This is a genomic window from Nocardia sp. NPDC056564 (assembly GCF_042793755.1).
In the GTDB taxonomy this organism is placed as follows: Bacteria; Actinomycetota; Actinomycetes; order Mycobacteriales; family Mycobacteriaceae; genus Nocardia.
On record NZ_JBHTUR010000029.1, the window covers coordinates 33,124 to 55,799 of the forward strand.

Sequence of the window (22,676 nt, forward strand, 5' to 3'; positions counted from 1 at the left end):
GGGTCGTGCGTTGCGGCTACGCAAGTAGCATGGTTGGTCATGGATGCCGCAATCACCGAACTACTGACCCCTCTGACGGAATCGCGGCGTGCCCATTCGATCGCGGTTGGGCGGCGCATGGAGAGCGTGGCGCACCTGCTGCCCGAGGAACTTCGACAGGAGGCCATCACCGCGGCTTATCTGCATGATGTCGGATACGGGCACCCCGAAACGCGATTTCATCCCATCGACGGAGCTAATCTGCTCCAGTCGTTGGGGTATTCGTCCGTCGTGTGCCATGTAGTGGCATTTCACTCGGCGAGTGTCATCGAAGCTGATGTGCGCGGGTTCGACCTCGGGGTCTTCGATCGTTTTAAGGTCGTTGACGTTCCCGGAATAGATATGGTCGACGCGTTCATGTGGTGGGCTGACATGACGACCGGCCCGAACGGCGAAACATTCACGGTGGACGAGCGGTTAGATGAGATCCTCCGCCGATATGAGCCGGGCAGTATCGTTCACACGGCCATCAGCCGTGCTGCGCCGTTGATCAGGTCCGTTGTTCAGCGGGCGTCTGGGTCGATGTAAGGATCTAGGTTGTTCATTGCCCAGTCGAGCCGCTTGCGCTGGCTTGCGTCCATCGTGAGGGCAGGTATCTGGCCGATTGGAACCCATTCGACCCGCGTGCTTTCGTCACTTGGTGTCGGGACACCACCGATCGCCTCACCACGGTAGATGACGGTGAATTCCTGCCGAACCTCATCGTTGCTCGTGTAATGGATGACATGGGTCGGATCGGTAAAGATGCCCACAAGCCCGACGAGTCGGATATCGACTCCCGTTTCTTCCCGAGTTTCGCGAACCGCGGTGCGGCTGAGCGATTCGCCAGGGTCGTGAGCACCACCAGGCATCGTCCAGTTCCCATTGTCAGACCGACAGATCAGTAGTACGGCATCGTCACGGCGCACGAAAGCGCCGGCACTCGGCCGGACACTGTTCGCTGCTGGCGCATTCGGGTCCTGGTGGTAGTCGATGCGTCGTCCCATGCACTTCAGAGTACTGCTGGGTGACCGGTAGCCCAGACTGCTTCAAACGACTCCAAGTAGTAGGTGAAGAGTTGGCCGCCTGGCACTCGTTGGAGGTGCTGAACGGGAGACTTCGCCGCGTATGCGCCATAGCTGTGGGTGTTGACGAGCATGGAGTCGTCAAACCGATAGATGCTGTTGTACAGCGGAGTGTGATGGGTGCGGATGTCAACAGTCGGCAGCTGCGTAGTTTCCCAGAGGTATTCGAGTGTCGAGTGGCACCGTTCAGGGAGCGATGGCAAGCCTTCTTCGCGTGCTCGTGCTCGCACCGCCTCTGAGCTACTGTCGCCCAGGAGGATTCGGACTTCAGTGCCTGCCTCCGCCTTGGCTCGGACAACGTTCACGAAGTCGAGGGATTCAACGAGAAACCCACCGGCATACACAAGTATCTCGATTGAGGTTGAAGCCTGTCGCATGATTGAACGCCAAACCTCATGTGGCACTTCGGGTCTCGTTGGCCAAATCTGAACAATCTCAGAGAGCGATGCGGTTGCGGAACGGCTTCCGGCGAGAAGCTCCGGCCATAGATAGGTTTCGTCGCGATCGAGTGCGCGCGCAACTTGTAGCCGAATGCGCGGGTGCGGGCAGCGGTCTTGCGTAAGCCATCGCTCGACGGTCTTCGTGCTGACGTCGACCCGCTCGGCTAACCCATGCTTGGTCAGTCCTGCCGAGGCGATCGCGCCTCGCAACCGTTCGTTTGCCATGCCCCAAGTCTATCATAAATGTCCCTAAATGTCCCTATTCTTGGGTTATTACGTCCCTATATGTCGCGAGATTCTAGATGTGTCGCACACCACAGAGGTGGTGATCAGGCCGAGAGGCAAACGGACACAAGGAGTTAGAGCGATGGCTTTGAAGGATGTATGGTTCCGCCCCGATTTCAATGAGACGTTCCCGTCGAAGTTGCTGTTCATGGGCACCGTGGAACCGATGACCGAGTTCAACCGGGACCGCAACGCGCGTAAGCGTCAGAAGGTCGATCTGGATGATGACGGCAACGGCACGGGCAAGCGGTTGTGGAAGGGGACGGTGGCCGATCCCTCGGGGATGGGTTCGAAGGACTCGTCGTTCGACGTGATCTTCCTGGCGGATGTGCAGCCGGTTCCGGTCGGTACGCAGTTCTCGGAGAACGTGATGCTGGTCGAGCTGGAGGGCTTGCAGATCAAGCCGAAGATGGCCGGTTCGGGCGAGTTCAAGAGCATCGGCTGGTCGATCCGGGCGACCGGGTTCAAGGGCGACAACTCGGGAACCGTTGCGCCTGGCGATCATTCGGCGACGGCTCCGCGTAGCGGGAAGGCGGCGGCGTGATGACTTCGTTCGTCATGACCCCCGCGACGGTGGGCGGTGAGCTGCACGGGCTGCGGTACGAGCGGTCCCGCGGTCGCAAGCTCGGGAGCCTTCCGCCTCAGGTGGTGTTCCAGCTCGGTTCGGTCCGGATCGTGCTCGATATCGCCGATGCGCACGATTTGGCGGAGGCGCTGCCGAACGTGCTGGCTCAGCACGAGTACGCCGAGTACCTGTCCGAGGATGAGCCGAGGGCGGTGGCCTGATGTTCTACCGACCCAAGCCGGATCAGAATGGCAAGCCGGAGAAGCGAATTCGTTCGTGGCCCGTGCTGTTGCTGGCGCTTCCGGCGTTCGTTGCGATCTGGTCCGGCTGGGTCGGGCTCGGCACGATGACCGGTTTCGGTGAGGTGCAACCGCTTCCGGGTATCGCCGGCAACTTCACGATCAATACCGCGATCACGCTGCCGATCGGCATGGAAACCTACGCCTCCTACGCCCTGCACGTATGGCTCAACGGCACTATCGCCAATCCTGGCACTCGCGCATACGCCAAGTGGAGTGCCCTGGGTGCGTTGATCCTCGGTGGCGTCGGTCAGGTCGCTTACCACCTCATGCAGGCTGCGCACTGGGCTACGGCTCCGTGGCCGGTAGTCGTGCTGGTGGCGTGCGTCCCGCCGGCCGTTCTCGGGATGGGCGCAACCCTGGCCCACATGATCAGCCGCGACAACGACCTCACCGAACCCGTTGCGGCCGAGGCGGTTCCGGCTACCGAGGTAGTCCCGGTGCCCGTGTCGCGACCGGTGCCAGCGAAGCGGCGAACCACTCGTCGCGATCCGGCGAAGGTCGCCCGCGCGGTCGAACTGCGTGCCGAGGGAGCCACCTACGCCGAAATCGGTGCGGCGCTGGGGATCTCGCCTGCTACTGCGGCGAAGTACGCACCGAAGCCTGTGGTGGAACAGACCGGGCAACCGCGCCCGTCGACACCCACACCTGTCCAATCTGCTCGACCTGAGCGTCCGGTGCAGCCGATGTTGCCGCTCGCGATTCCCGCCCTGGGGGGCAACCGATGATCACCTTCAACTTCTCTTCCAGCCCGTCATTCCTGGCCGTCGCGCTCGGGGTTCCGGCCACGGCCGCGCTGGCTACGGCGATCCTGCTCACCACCGACCGGACACCACAGCCGGTGGTTTACCAGAGCAGTGCTCCTGGCGCGTGCGTGATGTTCTGCGAAGACGTCCCGAAGCCGTCGTTCAACGACGCGAACTGCGCCGAGCCGCCTCCCGGAATCAACATCCGACTCTGGAAGTGCGAGCCGCCTCGTGCACCGCAGCCCAAGCCGAAGCCCATAGCCGTTGCGCGTGGCTGCGTGATGTTCTGCGATGAGCCTGCGTGGGGTGAACCGCAATGACTACTCCGATCAGTGGAGACCTGCGGAACGTGAAATACGTTGCAGCATCACCATTTCAGCCGGTCGAGTCGGCGGCGCGGATGTCGTTCCTCGTCGGCGGAACCGAAATCCAGCTCAGCCTCGAAGACGCCCGCACCCTGACCTACGTGCTGCCCAACGTCCTCGCTGAGCATTCGGTATCGCTGTCGTTCGAGCCGTTGCGGGGGCTGATGTGAGCACGATCCTGCCCCTGTTCCTCGCCACCGGTAGTGCGGTCGCCATCGGGACCTTCCTGCGGTCCTGCGTCACCATCCACGCACCGAAGGTGCTGACCCTGCAACAGATCATCGACAGCGCCCCGCCACCGTTGCGGCCGGCTGTGTCGGTGCTGGCTGATCCGCTGCAAACCAACCTGATGCTTCAAGCGCTCAAGCTCGGTTCGGTCGAGACGGGGTTTCCACCGTTGGAGCGCTACGACTACACCCGCCACGGCATCGACGCCGTGTTCGTGATGCTGGCCGGCCAGTCGCGCAAGAAGTGGTCGAACGAGGAGACCCGTGATGCGTTCGCTCAGGTCCTCGGTGTGGAGAAGGTGACAGTGTCGTTGCCTGCTCCGGGGGTGGTCCGTCTTCAGCTGCGCGTGTTCGACACACTCGCGGCCCCGGCAGCGTTGCCGGGTTGGGTCTCCAACGACGTAGACCTGAAGGCGGTCCCCGCCGGCATCACCGAAGACGGTGAACGGGTCGGTATCCCGGTGCTCTACACCCACGGCATCGGTGCCGGACTCACCGGCTCGGGCAAGGGCTCGATCATCTGGTCGCTGGTCGCCGGCCTGGCTCCCGCCATCCGCGCCGGACTCGTCGATCCGTGGGGGATCGATCCCAAGGGCGGTGTCGAGTTCAGCCCCGGCAAGGAATTGTTCGTCCGCTTCGCCTACCAGAACGCCGAAGACATCCTCGCGCTGCTGGAAGAAGCCGTCGCGGTGATGCGGGAACGGCAAGCCAAGCTGATGAAAGCCAAGCTCCGCAAACACATCCCGACCACCGATGAACCGCTGATATTCCTGATCATCGATGAATTCGCGGCCTTGTCGGCCTACGCCGATCCCAAAACCAAGACACGCTTGGACGAGCTGCTCGGATTGCTGCTGACGCAGGCTCGCGCAACCGCGATTTCGGTGTTCGCGTTCATCCAGGACCCGTCGAAAGAGAACATGCCCCAACGGCAGCTGTTCCCGCTGCGGATGGGCCTGCGACTGGCCGAACCCACCCAGATCGGCATGGTCTTCGGTGCCGGCGCACGTGATCGTGGCGCGGAGTGCGACGAAATCTCCTCCTACACACCCGGTGTCGGCTACATCGAACAAGACGGCTCGCGCGAACTCACACGGGTTCGGTTCTACATGGTCACCGATGACGACATCGCCGCCATGGTCGACCAGTTCGCACCCCGGCACGAAACACCCAGTGCCGCAGTCGAACCTGATGACGACTTCGATCCATCGGCGTTCGACCCTGATGATCTCGGCGATGGGGAAGGGTCGGTGGCGGCATGACTAGCACGCGTCCGATGCTGCTGGATCTGTTCTGCAAGCAGGGTGGTGCCGGCATGGGCTATCACCTGGCCGATTTCGACGTCGTAGGTGTCGACATCGAAGCACAGCCGCGGTACCCGTTCCGGTTCATCCAGGCCGACGCGGTGGATTACGCCGCACGCCATGGCTGGGCCTTCGATGCCGTGCACGCGTCCCCGCCGTGCCAAGCACACAGCAAGGCCCAGCGGATCTACAACCGCACGCACCCGGACCTGATCACCCAGATCAGGGATGTGCTCGTCGCGAGTGGCCGGCCGTATGTGATCGAAAACGTCGAAGATGCGCCCCTGCTCAACCCGATCACCCTGTGCGGAGCCATGTTCGAAGGATTGCGCACCTACCGGCACCGGCTGTTCGAATCGAATATCCCGCTCACGGTCCCGGCTCATCCCGCACACACGATGCCCTTAACGAAGATGGGCCGCCCGCCCCAACCCGGGGAGTTCATGCACGTCGTCGGGAACTTCTCCGGTGTCGCTCAAGCCCGCCAAGCGATGGGCGCATCGTGGATGAGCCGTGAGGGCCTGCGTGAAGCGATTCCGCCGGCCTACACCCGATACCTCGGCACTCAGCTCCTGCGACAGCTCGACACCGGCAAGGCGGTGGCAGCATGAAACGCGGATTCGTGACCGAGAACCACACAGTCGTCTACTGCGACATGTGTGGCGACGTGTACACCGAAAACGGTTCGGAATCAATCTGTTTCGACTCCGTCCAGCAAGCCGTGTCGTATCTGCAATCGCGGGCCGCTGGTGTCGGCTGGGTCTATGACGGGGACCGGATCTGGTGCGACGGCTGCATCGCCGCGGACTACTGCGACCGCAACGGCCACCAATACCCGGACACCTGGCAGACCACGAAACGACTGCTCGGGGTCTCCACCCGTTCCCGCACCTGCCGAGTGTGCGGCAGTGCAGAGGTGGAGGTGCTGCCATGACCGCGATAGCTGATCCGGAACCGCAGTTCTTCTACGTCGTGACCCCGAAGAAGGTGGAAGTGGGTGATGTCCTCTACGAGATCAACGGCAACCCGCTGCGTGGTGGCCCGATGACGATCGGCACGGTGCGCCGCATGCCGGCCGATCCCGGGAAAGGCACCTGCGCGGGCTGGGAACTGGTCCCGGTCGCCTCACGGTTCTCCCGCTTCGTCGATAGCGATGCCCGGTTGAAGGTCGGCCGGTTCGCCCCGATCCACCACATCAACCCGATCCTCGCCGCAGCGGCCAGACCACGCCGCGCCGCCAAACGACCCAAGCCTGCACCGCCGGATCAGCTGGCGTTGTTCGAGACACCGGTCAGGGGGAAGTAATGACCACACTCACTGTGCGCCCGCAGGATTGGGTGCTGGGCTGGTGGCGTTACGGCCGCTGCTGGACCCGCCAGCTCACCGCCTGCCACCTCGTTGTCCCCTACGCCGACGCGGTGATGGTCCCGGCCCGGCTGGGCATCGACATCGGCGACGACATCGATTCGGTGCTGGTGCGGATGCTGCCGGGCCAATGCCCCGCCGACTGGTACCACCGGACCCTCGATCTCGCTGCCGCGTTCGACGCCGATCACTGCCGGGCAGAGCTGATCGGTCCGGCCACCGTGGAACTGCGGTTCTACCACGCTGATTCACGCCTGAAAAGAGCAATCCTATGGTGACCGACACTGCCCCTGAAAAGGCTGCCCCGGTCCGAGAGACGGCCGCTGATCGCCGCGCGAAGCCTTCGTTCCTAGAGGTGGCTCAGGCCACGGCCGAGAAGTTCGGGGTGTGCAAGCGGCCGATCCCGATGCGGGTGGAAGACCCGAAGACCCTGACGGTTTCCTATATCGCGGCCCCGTGTAAGTCGACGGTGGAATCGGCGTGCCCGGCATGCGCGAAGCAAGCGCGGTACCTGCGGATGACGCAATGCCGGGAGGGCTGGCATCTCGATCGCGAACCAGTGGACGAACACCGCGAAGCCACCGACTGGCAACGCGAAATACTCGCTGCCCGAGCGGATCTGGTCAGCGACTACCACTCCGCCAAAGCCGACGGTGACGAGGAGCGGATGGCCGATATCGCGGCGGCTGTGACGATCGTGGACGGCGATTTGCGTGAGACCGGATTGCGGGGCCGGTTGCCTGCGCTGGAGCCCAAGACTCGTAAGCGTCGGACTCGCTCGACTCGTCGGCTCGACGGCGCTCCGGATCTTCCGCGGAAGAAGGTGTCGCGCAATACAATCCGTGACGCGTACGCCGGTCGTCATCGCCCGGGCATGCTGATCACCCTGACGTTGCCGTCCTACGGTGCGATCAACCGCGACGGCGCGAAAGACCCTGAGGGCAAGACGTGCTCGGACGGGTCTCCTCGTCGCCCTGATGACTACGACTACACCCGCGCAGCCCGCGACATCATCCACTTCGGCAAGCTGTTCGACCGCTGGATTCAGAACATGCGCCGCGCAGTCGGCCGTGATCTCCAGTACTTCACCGTGGTCGAACCGCAGAAACGCGGCGCCCCGCACGTGCACGTCCTCATCCGCACCGACCTGCCGCGTGAGCTGGTCCTCAAGGTCACCGAAGCGACCAATCATCGTGTGTGGTGGCCGCACTTCGACCAGGAGGTCTACACCGGAGACAACATGCCGATATGGGATGAGGACAAGGCCACCTTCCTCGACCCGCGCACCCATCGACCGCTGACCAGCTGGGACGAGGCACTCGACACCATGGATACCGTCGATGACCTCGAACCTGCGCACACGATGCGCTTCGGTGTCCAGGTCGACCCGCGCCACATCCAGGGCATGACGCCCGGGGAGAAGGCCGACCGCACGATCGCCTACGTCACCAAGTACCTGACGAAGTCGATCGCGGAAATCGTTGAACCGCAATCGGTTCGCGCCGCCATCCACTACGACCGCCTACACGCCGAACTCGCACACACCCCCTGCTCGCCTCGGTGTGCGGTGTGGCTGCGCCACGGCATCGTCCCCAAGGGCGCGACCGCCAAGACCAAACCCGGTCGCTGCCGCGGCAAGGCTCACCGTCGTGACACCCTCGGCCTACCGGGCCGTCGTGTGCTGGTTTCGCGACGCTGGACCGGCAAGACACTGCCCGACCACAAGGCAGATCGTGCCGATTTTGTTCGGCAACTCCTTGCCGATGTCGGCATCGAGAAACCAGATACCTCGCATCTGCGCGTTACCCCGGTCGAACCCGGAGACCAGCAGGTCCCACCGCGTGAGCACCTGATCCTGACCGCTATCGCCCAACGCACCACCTGGCGAGCCGAGTACACCAATGCCCTGCTCGCAGCGGGACCACCTGGGGCACAAGAATATTCGGCAACTCAAGAAGCCGCGTGAGGAGGAAACGATGACTACCGCACATACCGGCGCCAGCGACCATCGATCGCGGTGGGTCGACACCAACCGCGCGGCGGCAATCGTGTGCTGTCACCCTGAAGTTCTTCGGCGCTGGCATCGCACCGGTTCAGCTCCGTTCGCGCTGCCCAAGCCCAAACGCCGTGGGCGGCAGTACTTGTGGAGTGTCGATGCGCTTTATGAGGCGATGGAAGCCATGCGTACCGAGGACGGTACATCAGGCGATGGCTAGGACTGGCCGGCCGCGGGGGCCGCTAGGTGTGCCAGGGGTGGTCCGGTTGACCGAGCTGCGGACTGGGCACTGGCTGGCGCATACCTGGGTGCGGGATCGTCGCGGGAAGCTTCGTCAAGTTCAGCGAGTGTCACCCGTGCGCCTGGACAGCCGCGGCCGGCGAATTCCCGATAGGGACGGAAGTCGTGCCGAATCCGCGGTACGGGCTGCCGCTGCTGAGCTGGTCCCGGATACCGGTAGCGAGCTGACCCGGACTACGACTATTGCACAGCTGTGGGTGTTGTACCGGGCGCATCTGGTGAAGAAGGGGCGCGCTGAAGGCACGCTCACACTGTACGACCGGTGGGCAGCAATGCTTGTCGCCGAGTACGGGTATCGCCGGATCGGGCCGGAGGAATTCAAGACCAGCACGGCCGAAGCATTCCTGGAATGGGTGGCCGCGAACCACGGTCCGGGCTCGATGCTCAATGCCCGGTCGATGATGTCGGGAATGTTCCGGTACGCGGTGCGTAAGGACGCGATTGATGTGAATCCTGTTCGGGAAGCTGACATCCCGGAGAACGTCGAGCCGAAGGGGCGTACCGGTGGCGCCGCCCACATCGCGGTGGAGGATCTGCGATTCATCCTCAATGCGATATACGGGTCGGTGCTGCCGTGTCCACGCAAACTGACCAAGGAAGAGCAGCGCCGCGGCATTCGGTCCTACACACCGCCGACTGTCGCCGAATATTGCGATGAGGCCGATTTGGCTGACCTCGTGGTGATGATGGCCGCCATCGGGCAGCGACCGAGTCAAGTGCTCGGGCTGGCTTGGCCGTTCTACCACGCCGAGAAGAAGCAAATTCAGACTGTCGGCAAAGTCATCCGGGTGAAGGGCAAGGGCCTGATCCGGGTGGTCAAGGACAACGATCCGAAGAACCCGCAGGGCACCATCGCACTCCCGGGATTCGCCGTGGCCATGCTCGATCGGCGGTGGGAGCGCATGCAATTGCGTAAGCAGGAGTGTTCCCCGCCGGCCGACTACGACGTGGACTTGATCTTTCCGTCCTTCGACTGGACATTGCGAGACCCGGTGAATGTGAACCACCAATGGCAGCGAGTTCGTGAAGCGCTCGGCATTCCCGACGATGTGAGCCCGTACAGCTTCCGCAAGATCATGGCAACGGTTCTCGACGATGCCAAGCTGTCGGCGCGCGTGACTGCGGACGTACTCCAGCATGCCGACCCGGCAATGACGCAGCGCAAGTACATGGCGCGCGGACGGGTGCATCATGAGGCAGCGGCGGTGTTCCACGATGCGGTGACGAACGGATCAGGCCACGATCACGACGCGAATGGACACGGTGCGACTTTTCGCCGACTTTTTGTCGACTTGGGGGGTTCTGGTACGAGTTCGGCCCCCGACCAAGATGCATAACTCCTGGTCAGGGGCCGTTCAGGCTCCCCCATCTGGACTCGAACCAGAAACCTGCCGATTAACAGTCGGCTGCTCTGCCAATTGAGCTATAGGGGACTATCCTCGGTCCGTCTGTGCTAGGCGGGCCGAGGAGAAACTTTAGCGTATGGGCTGCCGCCCGCCCAAATCGCGTCTCTACCTGCTGACATGTGGGGTGGGGGCGAGGGTTGCGGTGGCGGCGCGGTGGTCGCTGCCGGGGGTTCGGCGGACGGTGGCGTCAAGGGGGGTGAAACCTCGGGTGAGGATGTGGTCGGGGCGGGTGAGGGGGAAGTCGGACGGCCAGGTGAAGGCCAGGCCGGTGCGGACGTCGTGCAGGGTTCGGGTGAGGGGGGTGAGTTGGGGGTCGGTGGAGGCGGTGTTGAGGTCGCCCAGGACGAGTAGGCGGTCGGAGGGGTCGCGCTGGACCAGGTCGGTGAGGGTGCGGAGGGTGCGGTTGCGGGATTCGGTTTCGCCGAAGCGGATGGAGCCGAGGTGGACGGCGTAGACGGTGATGTCGCCGGCGGGGGCGTGGACGCGGGCGCGCAGGGCGCGGGCCCAGCCTTGGTCCAGGTCGAGGCGTTCGATGTCGTCGAGGGGGTAGCGGCTCCAGAGGCCGACGGTGCCGACTGTGGCGACGTGAGGGTGGGCCGGGTCCAGTTCGGCGGCGACGGAGGCGCGGTTGCGGTCGGTGAGTTCCTGGACCGAAATCACTGTGGCGTCGACCAATTCGGCGGCGGTGCCGGTCGCGCCGAGGTTCTGGGTGGCGACGCGCACAGCGTCGGCGGACTCGCCGCGGTACGGGCGTTGGATGAGCTGCGGCACGAAGAGCAGCGACCAGGCCAGGAACGGGGCGACCACGGCGACGAGGCCGAGCTTGGCGCCGACGCTCAGTGCGACCACGGCGAGGAGCAGCGTCGGCACCAGCAGCCAGGGCAGAAAACTGCCGACCAACTGACGTGGTCCGTCCGGCAACAGCCGACAGCCGATCAGCAGCGCACCTAGCACCAGCGCGGCGCCCGCCAAGGCGAGATCCTTCAGATATCCCATGCCGTCGACGATGAACACGTCAGATGAGAGGTTCATGAATGCAGGCGAGTTCGACCGTTCTCACATGGAAGTAACGGTACGGCCACTATCGGGGGCGAGTATGAATACGTAGACGCTGAGCGGGTGGCGAAGTGGGCACTCCTCAGCAACCCCGCTGAGCAACGGAATTAGGAGGCCGACATGAGCGAATTCGCATGCGGCGATTGCTGGCGCAACGAGAACCTGACCTTCGCACAACGACTGGACCCGGCGCTGATCCGCCGGAGCACCCGGCAACTGTGTGAGGAGCATCGGGCCAAGCGAGAAGAACTCGCCGCCTGATCACGGTTCCGAACCCTGGTCGGGTCACCGGCCCGGCCAGGCCGACACCGCCTACTTCCGACGGACCCACCCCTGTGCGACATCGCCGAGGTTCCACCACGAAACATGGTCGGGGTCTTGGCTTTCCAGCGTCCATGCGGTGATGAGCCGATCGAAGAACGGGTCGTCTCCGGTCTTGCCGCCCTTCGGCTCGCCGATGAAGATCAGCCGGTTCCCGCCGGCCTGCTCGAAGTCGTGCAGCGCGCGCGAGGCCATGGGGTCGCCCCAGCCCGGCGGCCAGCACAGGAGAAGTACGCACTCGGCGTGCGACTCGGTGGCGTACTCGGCGAGATTCCCGACGTGCTGCCACACGTCCAGCTGGCCCGGTGCGCCCGGAAACGACAGGTTCTCCGATTCGTCCGGCGGCGCCGAATCGAACGCCGCGACATCGACGCCCAGCCGCGCGAGCTGCCGCGCCCAATACCCGCGACCGGCGCCCAGCTCCAGCACCCGTCTCCCCTGCGCGAACCGCGCTACCCAGCGCAGCGTTTCCGGTGACGGAATCGCGTAGGCGTACCCGGCCTGCAAGATCGTCTGCGCGTATCCCAGACGAGCGCTCCCGCCGGCCCGGCCACCGTTCACCACCCGGCGACCTCCGTCCACCGTCACGGACGGCCCGACGATGGCCCAATACGGATCCGTGGTCTCCGCACTGGTCATGAAGTGCACGAACCGGAGATCGAACGCCGCGTCCGCACCCGCGTCACCGGTGTCGGCCAGCAGCGGCGCGGTGACGAGGTAGTCGGCCACCTTCGGATATTCGGCGCGGAGTCGTCGATCGTCGCCGAGCAGCGCCGCGAGTTCGGCCCGGCGCTCGGCGGTCAGCGAGAGGGCGGTCATGTGCTCGATTCTGGCCGCTCCCTTGCCCTTTGCGGGATGGGTTGCCGGATTCGCCCACGCAGCGCTATCCGGATCGACACGGCCATCGTGCGTCGGGCAGGATAGAGCCGCGAACAGGCAACTGGGAGGAGCACATCGAGATGCTGCGGTTGATCATCGGCGTGGCGGCCGGGTATGTACTCGGCAGCAAGGCCGGGCGGGCTCGCTACGAGCAGATCAGCGCCGCGACCCGTGCGCTGTCGGAAAGCCCGGTGACTCGCAAATTGGTGCTGGTCGGCAGGCAGAAGCTGTCGGACAAGCTCAGCACGAAGCCGCGGCTGGAACCGATGGAGCCGCTGGACGAGCGCACCACGATTCTGGTGCCGCAGGATCAGCTGCGTCGCTGAGCACAGCGCCCGAATCATCCGGCCGCCGGTACCCCGGTTCGTGTTCCGGGACGGTTACTAAGCTCTGGTGGCGAAGTCGTCGTGATTGCCCATGGCCTGGGTCAACAGACTCTTCCGATACTGCTCCAGCGCCACCAGGTCGCCGAACAACGCCATATAGGCGTCCGGCTCCTCGGTGGACGACACTCGTTGCAGCTTCGACTTCAGTTCGGCGATCTGCCTGCCCACCCAGGCCTCCTGGGTGCGCGCCAGCACCCCGGCGACGAACCGCGGGATGCCGCTGGCGTTCTTCACCGGCAGTGGCTCGTTCGCCAGCTCGGACAGCAGCGCACGCATGGTCAGGTCGTCGGTCCGATCCGCGATCGCGTTGACCCACTCGGCACCGCCGAGCCCGGCCCCGGTGCCGCCGACCTCGGCGATCAGCATCCGAACCGCCGCATACGCGGGATGGGTGAAGGCGTCGGCCTCCAGCGAGTCGAAGACCGCCCCCGCCATCGCCGGATACTGCAACGCGGCGGCCAGCACCTGCCGCTGCGGCATCAACGTCGGATCGTTCGGATTGGGCCGTGCCGCAGGCTGTTCGGCGACCGACTCGGTCTGCTTCGCGGCCGGCGCCTGCCGCCCGCCGGCACTGCCGCCGCCCATCCGGTTGCGCTTGGCCTCGTCGCCGACCCGGCGAACCACGGTCTGGATATCGTCCCAGCCGACCCACCCGGCCAGCTTCGTCGCGTACGCCTTGCGCAACGCGTTGTCCTTGATCTGCGCGACCACCGGAATCGCCCGCCGCAGCGACTCGACCTGCCCCTCGGCGGTATCCAGATTGTGGTCGGCGAGCAGCCCGCGAATCACGAACTCGTACAACGGGGTTCGCCGCGCGACCAGATCGCGGACCGCGCCGTCGCCGGAGTGCTGGCGTAGTTCGCACGGATCCTGCCCGTCGGGCGCGATCGCGATGTAGGTCTGCCCGGCCAGCTTCTGGTCTCCGGCAAAGGCTTTCAGCGCCGCGGCTTGGCCCGCCGCGTCACCGTCGAAGGTGTAGATGATCTCGCCACGCCAGAAGTTGTCGTCCAGCAGCAGCCGGCGCAGCAGCGCGAGGTGTTCCTCGCCGAACGCGGTGCCACAGGACGCGACGGCGGTCTTCACCCCGGCCAGATGCATGGCCATCACGTCGGTGTAGCCCTCGACGACCACGGCCTGATGTCCCTTGGCGATGTCCCGCTTGGCCAGGTCGAGGCCGAACAGCACCTGAGACTTCTTGTACAGGATCGTTTCCGGGGTATTGATGTACTTGCCCGGCATGGTGTCGTCGTCGAACAGCTTGCGCGCGCCGAACCCGATGACGTCCCCGCCGAGGTTGCGGATCGGCCAGAGCAGCCGCCGATGGAACCGATCGATCGGGCCGCGCTGCCCCTGCCTCGACAGGCCCGCGCCCTCCAGCTCCTTGAACTCGAAACCCTTGCGCAGCAGGTGTTTCGTCAGCGTGTCCCACCCAGCGGGCGCGTAGCCGCAGCCGAACTGCTGGGCGGCCGCCGCATCGAAATTGCGGTCGGTGAGGAACTTGCGCGCGGTCTCGGCGCCGGGCTCGCGCAGCTGGGCCATGTAGAACTCGTGCGCGGCGGCGTTGGCCGCGACCAGCCGGGAGCGGGTGCCGCGGTCGCGCTGCACCGAGGTGCCGCCGCCCTCGTAGTTGATCTGGTAGCCGATCCGGTCGGCCATCTGCTCGACCGCTTCGACGAAGCCGACATGGTCGATCTTTTGCAGGAACGCGAAGACGTCCCCGCCCTCACCGCAGCCGAAGCAGTGGAAGAGGCCATGATTCGGCCGCACGTGGAACGACGGCGATTTCTCGTCATGGAACGGGCACAGGCCCTTCATGGAGTCCGCGCCCGCGCGCTTCAGCGCGACGTACTCCCCCACAATGTCTTCGATGCGGACGCGGTCACGTATCGCCGCGATATCGCGATCTGGGAGTCGTCCGGCCACGGCAGTGAGCGTACCCGCCGGGACCGACGTTCTTCACCCACGGCTCCGGCTCTACCGCGACTCCGCGGGGCCGTCCGCGAAGAAGGTGGCATCGGCGGCCTGCGCGGCGCATCCGATCGCGCGCCGCGTCATTCTCGTCACACCGATCGGTGCGGGCTCGGCGGGGGCGGATGAACGCGGCGGATTCAGGCGCCGAGTTCGGCGGCGACGCGCTCGAGCCTGCTCTCGGTGTAGGACGCGATCTGATCGACGATCACGCGCACCCGCGCGGTGTCGTCGGCGGCGGCGTCCCACCACGGCAGCAGCATCGGGTCGAGGCTGTGCGGCGCGGCGGCGAGCAGGCCCTCGGCGACGGCGTGGATGCGGTCGCGCTGGGCGGCCTGCCGGAGTTTGTGGTCGGGGTCGGACATGACGTAGCGCAGGGCGACCGTCTTGAGCACGGCCACCTCGGCGGCGACCACGTGCGGGACCTCGAGGTCGGCGCCATAGCGGGAGAGGTTCTCGCTGCCCGCGGTCTCGCGGGTCGCGATGATGGCGGCGGTGGCGAACCGGCCGACCAGCTCACTGGTGAGGCGTTTGAGCGCAACCGAACTGGCGAGCGTGCCGTCGTAGACGGTGACCGCGGCGACGACAGGTAGCTCGGACAGTCGTTGCGCGGCGGCGACCAATTCGTCCGCCGACAGGGAGTAGTGCTTGTGCCTGCCCAGGCTGGCCAGCGCCTCCTGCTCGACCGGATCGGCCAGCGCGCGCAGGTCGATGCGACCCGCGATCACCCCGTCCTCGACGTCGTGCACGGAGTACGCGACGTCGTCGGACCAGTCCATGATCTGGCATTCCAGGCTGCGGCGGCGTTCGGGCGCGCCCTTGCGAATCCAGTCGAGCCGCTCGGTGTCGATGTCGTAAGCGCCGAACTTGGTTCCGGGACCCGTTCTGCCCCAGGGGTATTTGAGCGCCGCGTCGAGGGAGGCACGGGTCAGGTTCAGCCCCGCGCTGACCCCGTCGGCGTCGAGCACCTTCGGTTCGAGGCGGGTGAGGATGCGCAGGTTCTGCGCGTTGCCCTCGAAACCGCCATGCGCGTCGGCGAATACGTCGAGCGCCTTTTCACCGTTGTGCCCGTACGGCGGATGACCGATGTCGTGGGCGAGCCCGGCCAGATCGACCAGATCCGCGTCGCAGCCGAGACCATCGGCGATGCTGCGGCCGATCTGAGCGACCTCGATCGAATGGGTGAGCCGGGTGCGCGGGGTGTCGCCGTCCCGCGGCCCCATGACCTGGGTCTTGTCGGCGAGCCGGCGCAAGGCCGCGGAGTGCAGCACTCTGGCCCGGTCGCGCGCGAATTCCGTGCGATGGCCGGTCTCGAATTCGCTACGCGGCGGGCCCAATCCGGCGGTTTTGGCGCGCTCGGCGACGAGTCGTTCGCAATCGTGCTCGGTATAACCGTCCACTACTGTCCTGCCGTATATCGGAAGTCCGCGGCGAAATGGGTGAGCTGGTACCAGAGCAGAGCCCCGGTCTCCCTGGCGATTCCGTGCGCCTGCGATTCACGGGTGTAGACCGCGGGGCCGGTCCTGGTCGGCGCGGTCCAGGCGTCGAGACCCTCGTCGCGGGCCATGGTGCGGGTGCGCAGCGAATGCCACGGGTCGCTGACCAGCACCGCGGAGCCCATGTCCCGGGCCTGCATGGCGGTCGCGACCGCCTCGATGCTGCGCAGGGTGTCCGAGCCGGTCTCGACGGCCAGGATCTTGTCGCTCGGCACGCCGCGCGATTGCAGGTAGTTCTTGCCGGACGCCGCCTCGGTGTAGAGGTCACCCTCCTGCTTGCCGCCGACGGTGATCACGCGCGGCGCCACCCCGAGCCGGAACAGCCGATAGGCCTGGTCGAGCCGTGCCTCGAACACCGACGACGGGGTGCCGGAGTATTGCGCGGCGCCGAGCACCACGATGGCGTCGGCCGTCGCGTAATCGTCGATGCGCGCCACCTGCCACACCCGGAAGGCGGTCCCGCCGACCAGCACCAACCCCATCAGCACCGAGCCGACGAAGAGCCGCCGGACCCAACGCAGCACTCCCGCGCCGAACCCTCGCGACGGCACGGGTCCGGGCGGCGCGTCGGCTCGAGCGCGCATCGTTGGCGAATCCACTCCCCAAGTCTGCCAGTAGGTGCGCGACGCACGCGTTGTTCGGGGATCTACCCGAGTCAGGTGGGCGCGAATCCCGGCTACCAGCCGCGTTCCCGCCACTCGGACAGCTGCGGACGTTCGGCGCCGAGGGTGGTGTCGTCGCCGTGGCCGGGATAGACGACGGTGTCGTCGGGGTAGCGGGCGAAGAGTTTGGTGGTGACGTCGCGGTAGAGGGACTCGAAGTCCGCCGGGTCGGTGGTGCGGCCGAGACCACCGGGAAACAGGGAGTCGCCGGTGAACAGATGGACCCGGCCGTCGCCGTCCGTGAGGGCGAGGGTGACCGAGCCCGGGGTGTGGCCGCGGAGGTGGATGACCTCGAGGTCCAGCTCACCGATGACGATGTGGTCGCCGTCGGCGAGCAGGCGGTCGGGGCGGACCGGGAGGGGTCCGGCGTCGAGTTCGTGTGCGGCGGTGGGCGCGCCGGTGGCGGCGGTCGTCTGCTTCAGCGCCTGCCAGTGGTCAGGGTGCTGATGCGTGGTGACGATCATCGCGACCTGGCCCGGCGCCACGAAGGCGATGAGTTCCTCGACCCGGTCGGCCTCGTTCGCGGCGTCGATGAGCAGGGCCGCGCCGGTGGCCGCGCACTGCACCAGATAACAGTTGTTGTCCATGCCGCCGACGGACAGCTTGACGATGCTGGCACCCGAGACGTCACGCTGCTGCGGATCGGAACCCGGCGAGACATGACCGGTATACGGGCGATCGATGGTGATCACACCGACGATGCTATCGACCACTGCCCACCCCTGCCATTCCGCGGGCGCCCCGGTCGGTCGTCTTCGGCTCGGTCGGCGGGGTCGCGCGCTAGATTCGTGCCATGTCGCTGCCGAATCGTGTTGCCTGCTGGACGTCCCGGGTGCTGCTCGGTGTGTTGTTCGCCGGGGCCGTGCTGGTCGGGGCGCCGGCCGGGGTGGCGGAGACGCCGCTGCGGATGGACACCTATGTGGTCGATTCGGCGAGGGCGCTCAGCGGTGGGCAGGTCGACCGGGTGCGGTCGGCGGTGGATGAGTTGTACGCCGACCAGCAGGTGCGGTTGTGGGTGGTCTACGTGCACGATTTCGGCGGTCTGGGGCCGCAGGCGTGGGCGGAGCAGACGGCGGCGAAGTCCGGATTCGGTAGCCGGGATCTGTTGCTCGCGGTTGCCACGCAGGATCGTTCGTACTGGTTCTACGGCGAGTTGCCCAGCGGGGTCAGCGATTCCGAGTTGAACAGTCTGCTGACGCGGGACGTGGAGCCCGCGCTGCGGGACGGGCGGTGGGCGGACGCGGGCGTGGAGACCGCGGACGGAGTGCAGTCGGCGATGCGGGGCGGCGGCGTCAATGTCGCATTCCTGCTCGTTGTCGGCGTATTGATTGTGCTTGTGGTGGGCGGGCTGGTGCTGTTCGCGCGCAAGCGGCGGCGGGACCGGGCGAAGGCCGAACTCGCGGTGGCGCGCGAGGTGGACCCGGACAACAGCACCGCGCTGGGTACGCTGTCGCTGGAGGCACTGCACGCGCGTTCGCGGGAGGCGCTGGTCGAGATCGACAACGCGGTCCGGACCAGCGCGGAGGAATTGGAGTTGGCGACCGGCGAGTTCGGTGCGACCGCCACGCTGCCCTTCACCACCGCACTCGACAATGCGAAAGCCGCTGCGTCCAAAGCGTTCTCCATCCGGCAGCGGCTCGACGACGACATTCCGGAGACGCCGGACGAACAGCGCACGCTGCTGGTCGACCTGATCGGCACGGTCGGACGCGCCGATCGCGAACTCGACGCTCAGGTGGCCGAATTCGACGCCATGCGCAACCTGCTGATCAATGCCGGCGATCGATTGGACGGGCTGACCCGGGATCTCGTCGAGCTGAAGGGCCGGCTGCCTGCATCTCAGGCGGAGCTGTCCCGGCTCACCGCCGCGCATCCGGCCAGCGTGCTCGCCCCGATCCAGGACAACGCGACCATGGCGGGTGAACGAATCACCTTCGCGGAGCAGAACATCGATGCGGGACGTGCGGCGTTGACGCAGCCGGTGGGCAAGCAGGGCGGGGCGGTGGCCGCGATCCGCTCGGCGGAGGCGGCCGTCGGCCAGGCGCGCACGCTGCTCGACGGAATCGACAACGCGTCCGCCAACATTCAGCAGGCCCGCGATGGGCTGCCCGCGGTGCTCGACGAGCTGCGTCGCGATATCGCCTCCGCCACCGAGCTTTCCGGTTACGGCGGGCAGGAACTCGCCGCCGCGATCGCGACGGCGCAAACCATCCTGGACCAGGCCGCTGCCGCCGCGACGGCGGATCCGCTCGACGCCTTCCACGACGCGGTAGCCGCCGACGGCGATCTGGACCGCGCCATCGCCGCCGCCACCGACCGCAAGCTCGCCGCGGAGGACCTGCGACGCAGGCTCGATCAGGCGCTGACCGACGCCCGCGCACGCGTCGGCGCCGCGTCGGACTACATCACCACCCGGCGCGGCGGCATCGACGCCGAGGCGCGCACCCGGCTGTCCGAGGCGCAGCGCAATCTCGATGCAGCCCAACAACAAAGCACCACCGACCCGGCACAGGCGCTGACCAGCGCCCAGTCCGCCGCCGACCTCGCCGGACGCGCGTTGCGGGCCGCCCAGGCCAGCGTGCGGGCCTGGGAGACGGCCCAACCGGTGTCGGGATCGTCGCAGGCGGGCGCCGTGCTCGGCGGGATCCTCATCGACGGACTGCTGCGCGGAGCCGCGAGCGGCGGCCGTCGGTCCGGGTCCGACGGCTGGAGTGCCGGCTCTTACGGCGGGTCCAGCGGGTCCCGGCGAATCAGCCGCGGCGGCCGATTCTGACGCGCTTGACCCTGACACCGTGTGAGGTCATAGACCAGGAGTCGTTATGTTCACCATCGGAGACTTCGCCAGACACGGACGGGTGTCGGTGCGCATGCTGCGCCACTACGACGCGATCGGGTTGCTCCGCCCCGATCGGGTCGACCAGCGCAGCGGGTACCGCTTCTACTCCGGCGGCCAGCTGGCCCGGCTCAATCGCCTTGTCGCACTGAAGGATCTCGGCTTCACCCTGGAACAGGTCGGCCAGATTCTGGACGACCAGGTCAGCGGCGCGGAACTGCGCGGCATGCTGATCCTGCGCCGGGCCGAGCTCGAGCAGCGCATCGCGGGCGACCGGGCCAGGCTGGTCCAGGTCGAGACGAGGCTCCGCATCATCGAGAAGGAGGGCGCCATGCCTGTCCACGATGTGCTGATCAAGTCCATCCCGGCGGTTCGGGTAGCCGAATTGACCGCTGTCGCCGCCAGTTTCGAGCCGGAATCGATCGGGCCGGTCATCGGGCCGCTGTTCGAAGACGTCTGCAAACGGCTGGAGGACGCCGGGATACCGATCGCCGGGTACGCCATCGCGTACTACGACGAGCGCGAAGACGGTTCGGTGCTCGCGCACGCCGCAATGCCGGTCAACCTCGACAGCACCGAGGGGCACGATTTCGCGGTCGTTGACCTCCCCGCCGTGCCTCAGGCCGCCACGGTGGTGCACCGCGGCAGCATGGACGAGGTTCTGGCGCCTTGGCAGGCGCTCGGCCGCTGGGTCGACGACAACGGGTACCGGCTGAGCGGCCCCAGCCGCGAGGTGACCCTGGTCTACACCGAGGACCCGAGCGGCTGGGTCACCGAACTCCAGGAACCGATCGTCCCGAAGTAGGCGGGGCGTCGGGTTCCAGGATCGGCACTCCCTCGAGGTCCGCACCGGCTTCGGTGCGGATCTCGTTGGGAGAACGATTCGTTGGGGTGACGGCATGTTCCCGGGCGTCGTGCTGAGCACGGCCTCTGGTCAGGCGCAGGTACTCGGCCGCAGCCGCAACTTGCTGACCAGTTCGCCGAGGGCTTTGCCCGGCGCGCGCCAAGGGGCAGGTGGTTGGCGTAGAGCGCTGGGTGTGGCTGTGTCGGTGGCGCTTTGGGTGGTCAGGCCTGGACGGTGATCGTGTGGAAGCCGGAGGGGCCGGTGGGGAAAGGTGGTCGGTGGCGGCCGTCCTGGACTTCGCCGGAGCGGCTGATCGCACGGGCCTGTACCTGGTGTTCGCCCGGTGGGAGTGCTACCGCGATGCGCCAGCGGCGCCAGGCGGCGGGGGCGAGTTCGGTGCCGAGATCGGCCGGGCGCCAATCGCCTTCACCGATGCGGACGTCCACGCCGGCGACGCCGTGGGGCGGGGCCCAGGCGACGCCGGCGAGCGTGGTGGTGCCCGCGGCGGCCCGGCCGGGGGCGGTGACGTCGATGCGGGCCTGCGGGGTCACCCAGAGTGGGCCCGCGGGCCAGCCGCGGCGCCACCAGTAGTCGACGTGCTCGTCGTCGGTGAGTTCCAGTTCGCCGAGCCATTTCGCGCCGGTGTACTGGCCGTACAGGCCGGGGACGAAGACGCGGGCGGGGAATCCGTGTGCGGGAGTGAGGGGTTCGCCGTTCATGCCGATGACCACGTAGCCGGGCCATTCGCCGGAGCGCAGTGGCTCGATCGGCAGGGAGATCGTGTAGCCGTCCACGGCCCTGGTGACCAGGCGGGTGGCGTCGGATTCGGGGATGGCGTGCTTCAGCAGGTCGGACAGCGGTACGCCGAACCAGCGGCCGTTGGCGGCCCGGCCTGCACCGGGGTGGTTGTGCACGCACACCATGACAGCGTCGAATTCCACTGCGTCTTCGGCCAATTCGTTCAGCGTCAGGCGCAGGGGATGCGCGACCTTGCCGGTGACGGACAGCCGCCAGTGGTCCGGATCGATCCGCGGCGGGCGCAGATTGACGTCGGCGACGTACATTCGGCGGGCGGCGGTGACCAACGGGGACAAGCCAGGCTCGTCTTCGAGTCCGTCCTGCGGCACGACGCCCAGCGCGCCCATCGGGCCGATCCGGCGAATGTCGTTGTCCTGCTTGCGGTCCAGGTCGTGGTGCAAGGTGTGCGCCGCGGCGAACATTCCCGCGCCCGTCGCGAGCCAGGCCAGCCCGCCGAGTAGCCCGCGCGGCCTTCTGCGCAAGCCGGCGGCCAGCACTCCGCCGGCCGCCACGGCGCCGGCCACCGTGGCGGTGGAGCGGGTCGGCAGCCGGGTCGCCAATGCCGCGGCGCCCGCGCCGGCCGCCACTGTGACCGGCGTGCGCAACCGCTCCGGCAGGGCGGCCAGCCCGGCGGCCGCCGCGACCACCCCCGCGCCGATACCCACCCGGGTAGCGATCTTGTCGTGCCGGCCGGACTTCGCCACGGCGACCTCGACGACCGGCACCGGCACAACATCGATGGCCGCCCGCCCCAGGGTGTCGATCAGCGAGCCGCCCCTGGTCGCGGCGATCGCCTCGCCCACCCCCAGCGCGGCCAGCCCGACCGCGGCCGCACCGACCCCACTGCCCCGGTCTCCGTTCGTCACCACCGCTGGCACACCCGCTTCCAACCCGATCGTCCGCTGTCACCCAGCATTCTGCCCGAACGACAGCCTCGACCCTCCCCCTTTCACCCACCGGCACCCAGCTCTACGCCCCCTGCGACGGGCAATCGCCGATGCGGGGGGCGCGGCGAGGAGCTGGACTATCGAC

27 protein-coding genes and 1 tRNA gene are annotated in these 22,676 nt (G+C 66.7%); 18 read left to right on the plus strand and 10 right to left on the minus strand.

Annotated features, from left to right (window positions below):
- Positions 1 to 39 precede the first annotated feature (39 nt).
- The gene (locus tag ACFQ9K_RS41910) at positions 40 to 567 is read left to right on the plus strand and encodes an HD domain-containing protein (protein ID WP_378720598.1); all 528 of its coding nucleotides are present in this window, start codon (positions 40 to 42) and stop codon (positions 565 to 567) included.
- Here the strand turns inward: ACFQ9K_RS41910 and ACFQ9K_RS41915 are convergent.
- On the minus strand, positions 543 to 1,025 hold the full coding sequence (locus ACFQ9K_RS41915; protein WP_378720597.1) for an NUDIX hydrolase: 483 nt from the start codon (positions 1,023 to 1,025) through the stop codon (positions 543 to 545). The genes ACFQ9K_RS41910 and ACFQ9K_RS41915 overlap by 25 nt on opposite strands.
- A 5-nt stretch (positions 1,026 to 1,030) precedes the next feature.
- Positions 1,031 to 1,768, minus strand: coding sequence for a helix-turn-helix domain-containing protein (locus ACFQ9K_RS41920; protein ID WP_378720596.1), 738 nt, complete (start codon positions 1,766 to 1,768; stop codon positions 1,031 to 1,033).
- A 142-nt stretch (positions 1,769 to 1,910) separates the two neighbouring features.
- Here ACFQ9K_RS41920 and ACFQ9K_RS41925 point away from each other — a divergent pair, with 142 nt between their 5' ends.
- From ACFQ9K_RS41925 to xerC, 13 genes are all read left to right on the plus strand, one after another.
- Positions 1,911 to 2,372, plus strand: coding sequence for a hypothetical protein (locus ACFQ9K_RS41925; protein WP_378984415.1), 462 nt, complete (start codon positions 1,911 to 1,913; stop codon positions 2,370 to 2,372).
- Positions 2,372 to 2,614, plus strand: coding sequence for a hypothetical protein (locus tag ACFQ9K_RS41930; protein ID WP_378984418.1), 243 nt, complete (start codon positions 2,372 to 2,374; stop codon positions 2,612 to 2,614). The genes ACFQ9K_RS41925 and ACFQ9K_RS41930 overlap by 1 nt, the downstream gene beginning before the upstream one ends.
- Positions 2,614 to 3,420: a hypothetical protein gene (locus ACFQ9K_RS41935; protein ID WP_378984420.1), complete on the plus strand. Its 807-nt coding sequence runs from the start codon at positions 2,614 to 2,616 to the stop codon at positions 3,418 to 3,420. The genes ACFQ9K_RS41930 and ACFQ9K_RS41935 overlap by 1 nt, the downstream gene beginning before the upstream one ends.
- Complete coding sequence (locus ACFQ9K_RS41940) at positions 3,417 to 3,758, plus strand: hypothetical protein (protein WP_378720591.1); 342 nt, start codon at positions 3,417 to 3,419, stop codon at positions 3,756 to 3,758. The genes ACFQ9K_RS41935 and ACFQ9K_RS41940 overlap by 4 nt, the downstream gene beginning before the upstream one ends.
- Complete coding sequence (locus tag ACFQ9K_RS41945; protein WP_378720590.1) at positions 3,755 to 3,973, plus strand: hypothetical protein; 219 nt, start codon at positions 3,755 to 3,757, stop codon at positions 3,971 to 3,973. The genes ACFQ9K_RS41940 and ACFQ9K_RS41945 overlap by 4 nt, the downstream gene beginning before the upstream one ends.
- Positions 3,970 to 5,292, plus strand: a complete 1,323-nt coding sequence (locus ACFQ9K_RS41950; RefSeq protein ID WP_378984423.1) for an FtsK/SpoIIIE domain-containing protein — start codon at positions 3,970 to 3,972, stop codon at positions 5,290 to 5,292. Before ACFQ9K_RS41945 ends, ACFQ9K_RS41950 begins: the two co-directional genes overlap by 4 nt.
- On the plus strand, positions 5,289 to 5,945 hold the full coding sequence (locus ACFQ9K_RS41955) for a DNA methylase (protein ID WP_378984426.1): 657 nt from the start codon (positions 5,289 to 5,291) through the stop codon (positions 5,943 to 5,945). Before ACFQ9K_RS41950 ends, ACFQ9K_RS41955 begins: the two co-directional genes overlap by 4 nt.
- Positions 5,942 to 6,268, plus strand: a complete 327-nt coding sequence (locus ACFQ9K_RS41960; protein WP_378720586.1) for a hypothetical protein — start codon at positions 5,942 to 5,944, stop codon at positions 6,266 to 6,268. The genes ACFQ9K_RS41955 and ACFQ9K_RS41960 overlap by 4 nt, the downstream gene beginning before the upstream one ends.
- Complete coding sequence (locus ACFQ9K_RS41965; protein ID WP_378720585.1) at positions 6,265 to 6,639, plus strand: hypothetical protein; 375 nt, start codon at positions 6,265 to 6,267, stop codon at positions 6,637 to 6,639. Before ACFQ9K_RS41960 ends, ACFQ9K_RS41965 begins: the two co-directional genes overlap by 4 nt.
- Positions 6,639 to 6,977, plus strand: coding sequence for a hypothetical protein (locus tag ACFQ9K_RS41970; RefSeq protein WP_378720584.1), 339 nt, complete (start codon positions 6,639 to 6,641; stop codon positions 6,975 to 6,977). The genes ACFQ9K_RS41965 and ACFQ9K_RS41970 overlap by 1 nt, the downstream gene beginning before the upstream one ends.
- Positions 6,978 to 7,054: 77 nt before the next feature.
- Positions 7,055 to 8,665: a replication initiator gene (locus ACFQ9K_RS41975; RefSeq protein WP_378720583.1), complete on the plus strand. Its 1,611-nt coding sequence runs from the start codon at positions 7,055 to 7,057 to the stop codon at positions 8,663 to 8,665.
- Positions 8,666 to 8,675: 10 nt separating this feature from the next.
- Positions 8,676 to 8,915, plus strand: coding sequence for a hypothetical protein (locus ACFQ9K_RS41980; protein ID WP_378720582.1), 240 nt, complete (start codon positions 8,676 to 8,678; stop codon positions 8,913 to 8,915).
- A 46-nt stretch (positions 8,916 to 8,961) separates the two neighbouring features.
- Entirely contained in the window at positions 8,962 to 10,332 is a 1,371-nt protein-coding gene (gene xerC, locus ACFQ9K_RS41985; RefSeq protein ID WP_378984431.1) for a tyrosine recombinase XerC, read from the plus strand.
- A 23-nt stretch (positions 10,333 to 10,355) separates the two neighbouring features.
- Here the strand turns inward: xerC and ACFQ9K_RS41990 are convergent.
- Positions 10,356 to 10,428: transfer RNA gene (locus tag ACFQ9K_RS41990), tRNA-Asn, on the minus strand.
- Positions 10,429 to 10,506: 78 nt separating this feature from the next.
- A complete protein-coding gene (locus tag ACFQ9K_RS41995; RefSeq protein ID WP_378720580.1) occupies positions 10,507 to 11,433 on the minus strand; it encodes an endonuclease/exonuclease/phosphatase family protein in 927 nt (308 codons plus the stop codon).
- Positions 11,434 to 11,577: 144 nt separating this feature from the next.
- Between ACFQ9K_RS41995 and ACFQ9K_RS42000 the strand changes: the two genes are divergently transcribed.
- Positions 11,578 to 11,718, plus strand: coding sequence for a hypothetical protein (locus tag ACFQ9K_RS42000; RefSeq protein ID WP_191094305.1), 141 nt, complete (start codon positions 11,578 to 11,580; stop codon positions 11,716 to 11,718).
- Between the two features lie 51 nt (positions 11,719 to 11,769).
- On the opposite strand, the gene ACFQ9K_RS42005 is transcribed toward ACFQ9K_RS42000, so the two are convergent.
- Positions 11,770 to 12,597: a methyltransferase domain-containing protein gene (locus tag ACFQ9K_RS42005; RefSeq protein WP_378720579.1), complete on the minus strand. Its 828-nt coding sequence runs from the start codon at positions 12,595 to 12,597 to the stop codon at positions 11,770 to 11,772.
- 140 nt (positions 12,598 to 12,737) lie between these two features.
- Here ACFQ9K_RS42005 and ACFQ9K_RS42010 point away from each other — a divergent pair, with 140 nt between their 5' ends.
- Positions 12,738 to 12,983, plus strand: a complete 246-nt coding sequence (locus ACFQ9K_RS42010; RefSeq protein WP_107654933.1) for a hypothetical protein — start codon at positions 12,738 to 12,740, stop codon at positions 12,981 to 12,983.
- A 57-nt stretch (positions 12,984 to 13,040) separates the two neighbouring features.
- Here ACFQ9K_RS42010 and dnaG read toward each other — a convergent pair whose 3' ends face one another.
- The 4 genes from dnaG to ACFQ9K_RS42030 form a co-directional block, all read right to left on the minus strand.
- Positions 13,041 to 14,966 (minus strand): DNA primase, encoded by a 1,926-nt coding sequence (dnaG, locus tag ACFQ9K_RS42015; protein ID WP_378720578.1) that lies wholly within the window; start codon positions 14,964 to 14,966, stop codon positions 13,041 to 13,043.
- A gap of 185 nt (positions 14,967 to 15,151) precedes the next feature.
- Complete coding sequence (locus tag ACFQ9K_RS42020; RefSeq protein ID WP_378720577.1) at positions 15,152 to 16,411, minus strand: deoxyguanosinetriphosphate triphosphohydrolase; 1,260 nt, start codon at positions 16,409 to 16,411, stop codon at positions 15,152 to 15,154.
- On the minus strand, positions 16,411 to 17,091 hold the full coding sequence (locus tag ACFQ9K_RS42025; protein WP_378720576.1) for a YdcF family protein: 681 nt from the start codon (positions 17,089 to 17,091) through the stop codon (positions 16,411 to 16,413). The genes ACFQ9K_RS42020 and ACFQ9K_RS42025 overlap by 1 nt, the downstream gene beginning before the upstream one ends.
- 92 nt (positions 17,092 to 17,183) lie before the next feature.
- Positions 17,184 to 17,861, minus strand: a complete 678-nt coding sequence (locus ACFQ9K_RS42030; RefSeq protein WP_378720575.1) for an MBL fold metallo-hydrolase — start codon at positions 17,859 to 17,861, stop codon at positions 17,184 to 17,186.
- A 101-nt stretch (positions 17,862 to 17,962) separates the two neighbouring features.
- Here ACFQ9K_RS42030 and ACFQ9K_RS42035 point away from each other — a divergent pair, with 101 nt between their 5' ends.
- The gene (locus ACFQ9K_RS42035) at positions 17,963 to 19,942 is read left to right on the plus strand and encodes a TPM domain-containing protein (RefSeq protein WP_378720574.1); all 1,980 of its coding nucleotides are present in this window, start codon (positions 17,963 to 17,965) and stop codon (positions 19,940 to 19,942) included.
- 46 nt (positions 19,943 to 19,988) lie between these two features.
- Positions 19,989 to 20,807, plus strand: coding sequence for a MerR family transcriptional regulator (locus ACFQ9K_RS42040; RefSeq protein WP_378720573.1), 819 nt, complete (start codon positions 19,989 to 19,991; stop codon positions 20,805 to 20,807).
- A 260-nt stretch (positions 20,808 to 21,067) separates the two neighbouring features.
- Here the strand turns inward: ACFQ9K_RS42040 and ACFQ9K_RS42045 are convergent, their stop codons facing one another.
- Complete coding sequence (locus ACFQ9K_RS42045) at positions 21,068 to 22,513, minus strand: molybdopterin-dependent oxidoreductase (protein WP_378720572.1); 1,446 nt, start codon at positions 22,511 to 22,513, stop codon at positions 21,068 to 21,070.
- Positions 22,514 to 22,676: the final 163 nt, after the last annotated feature.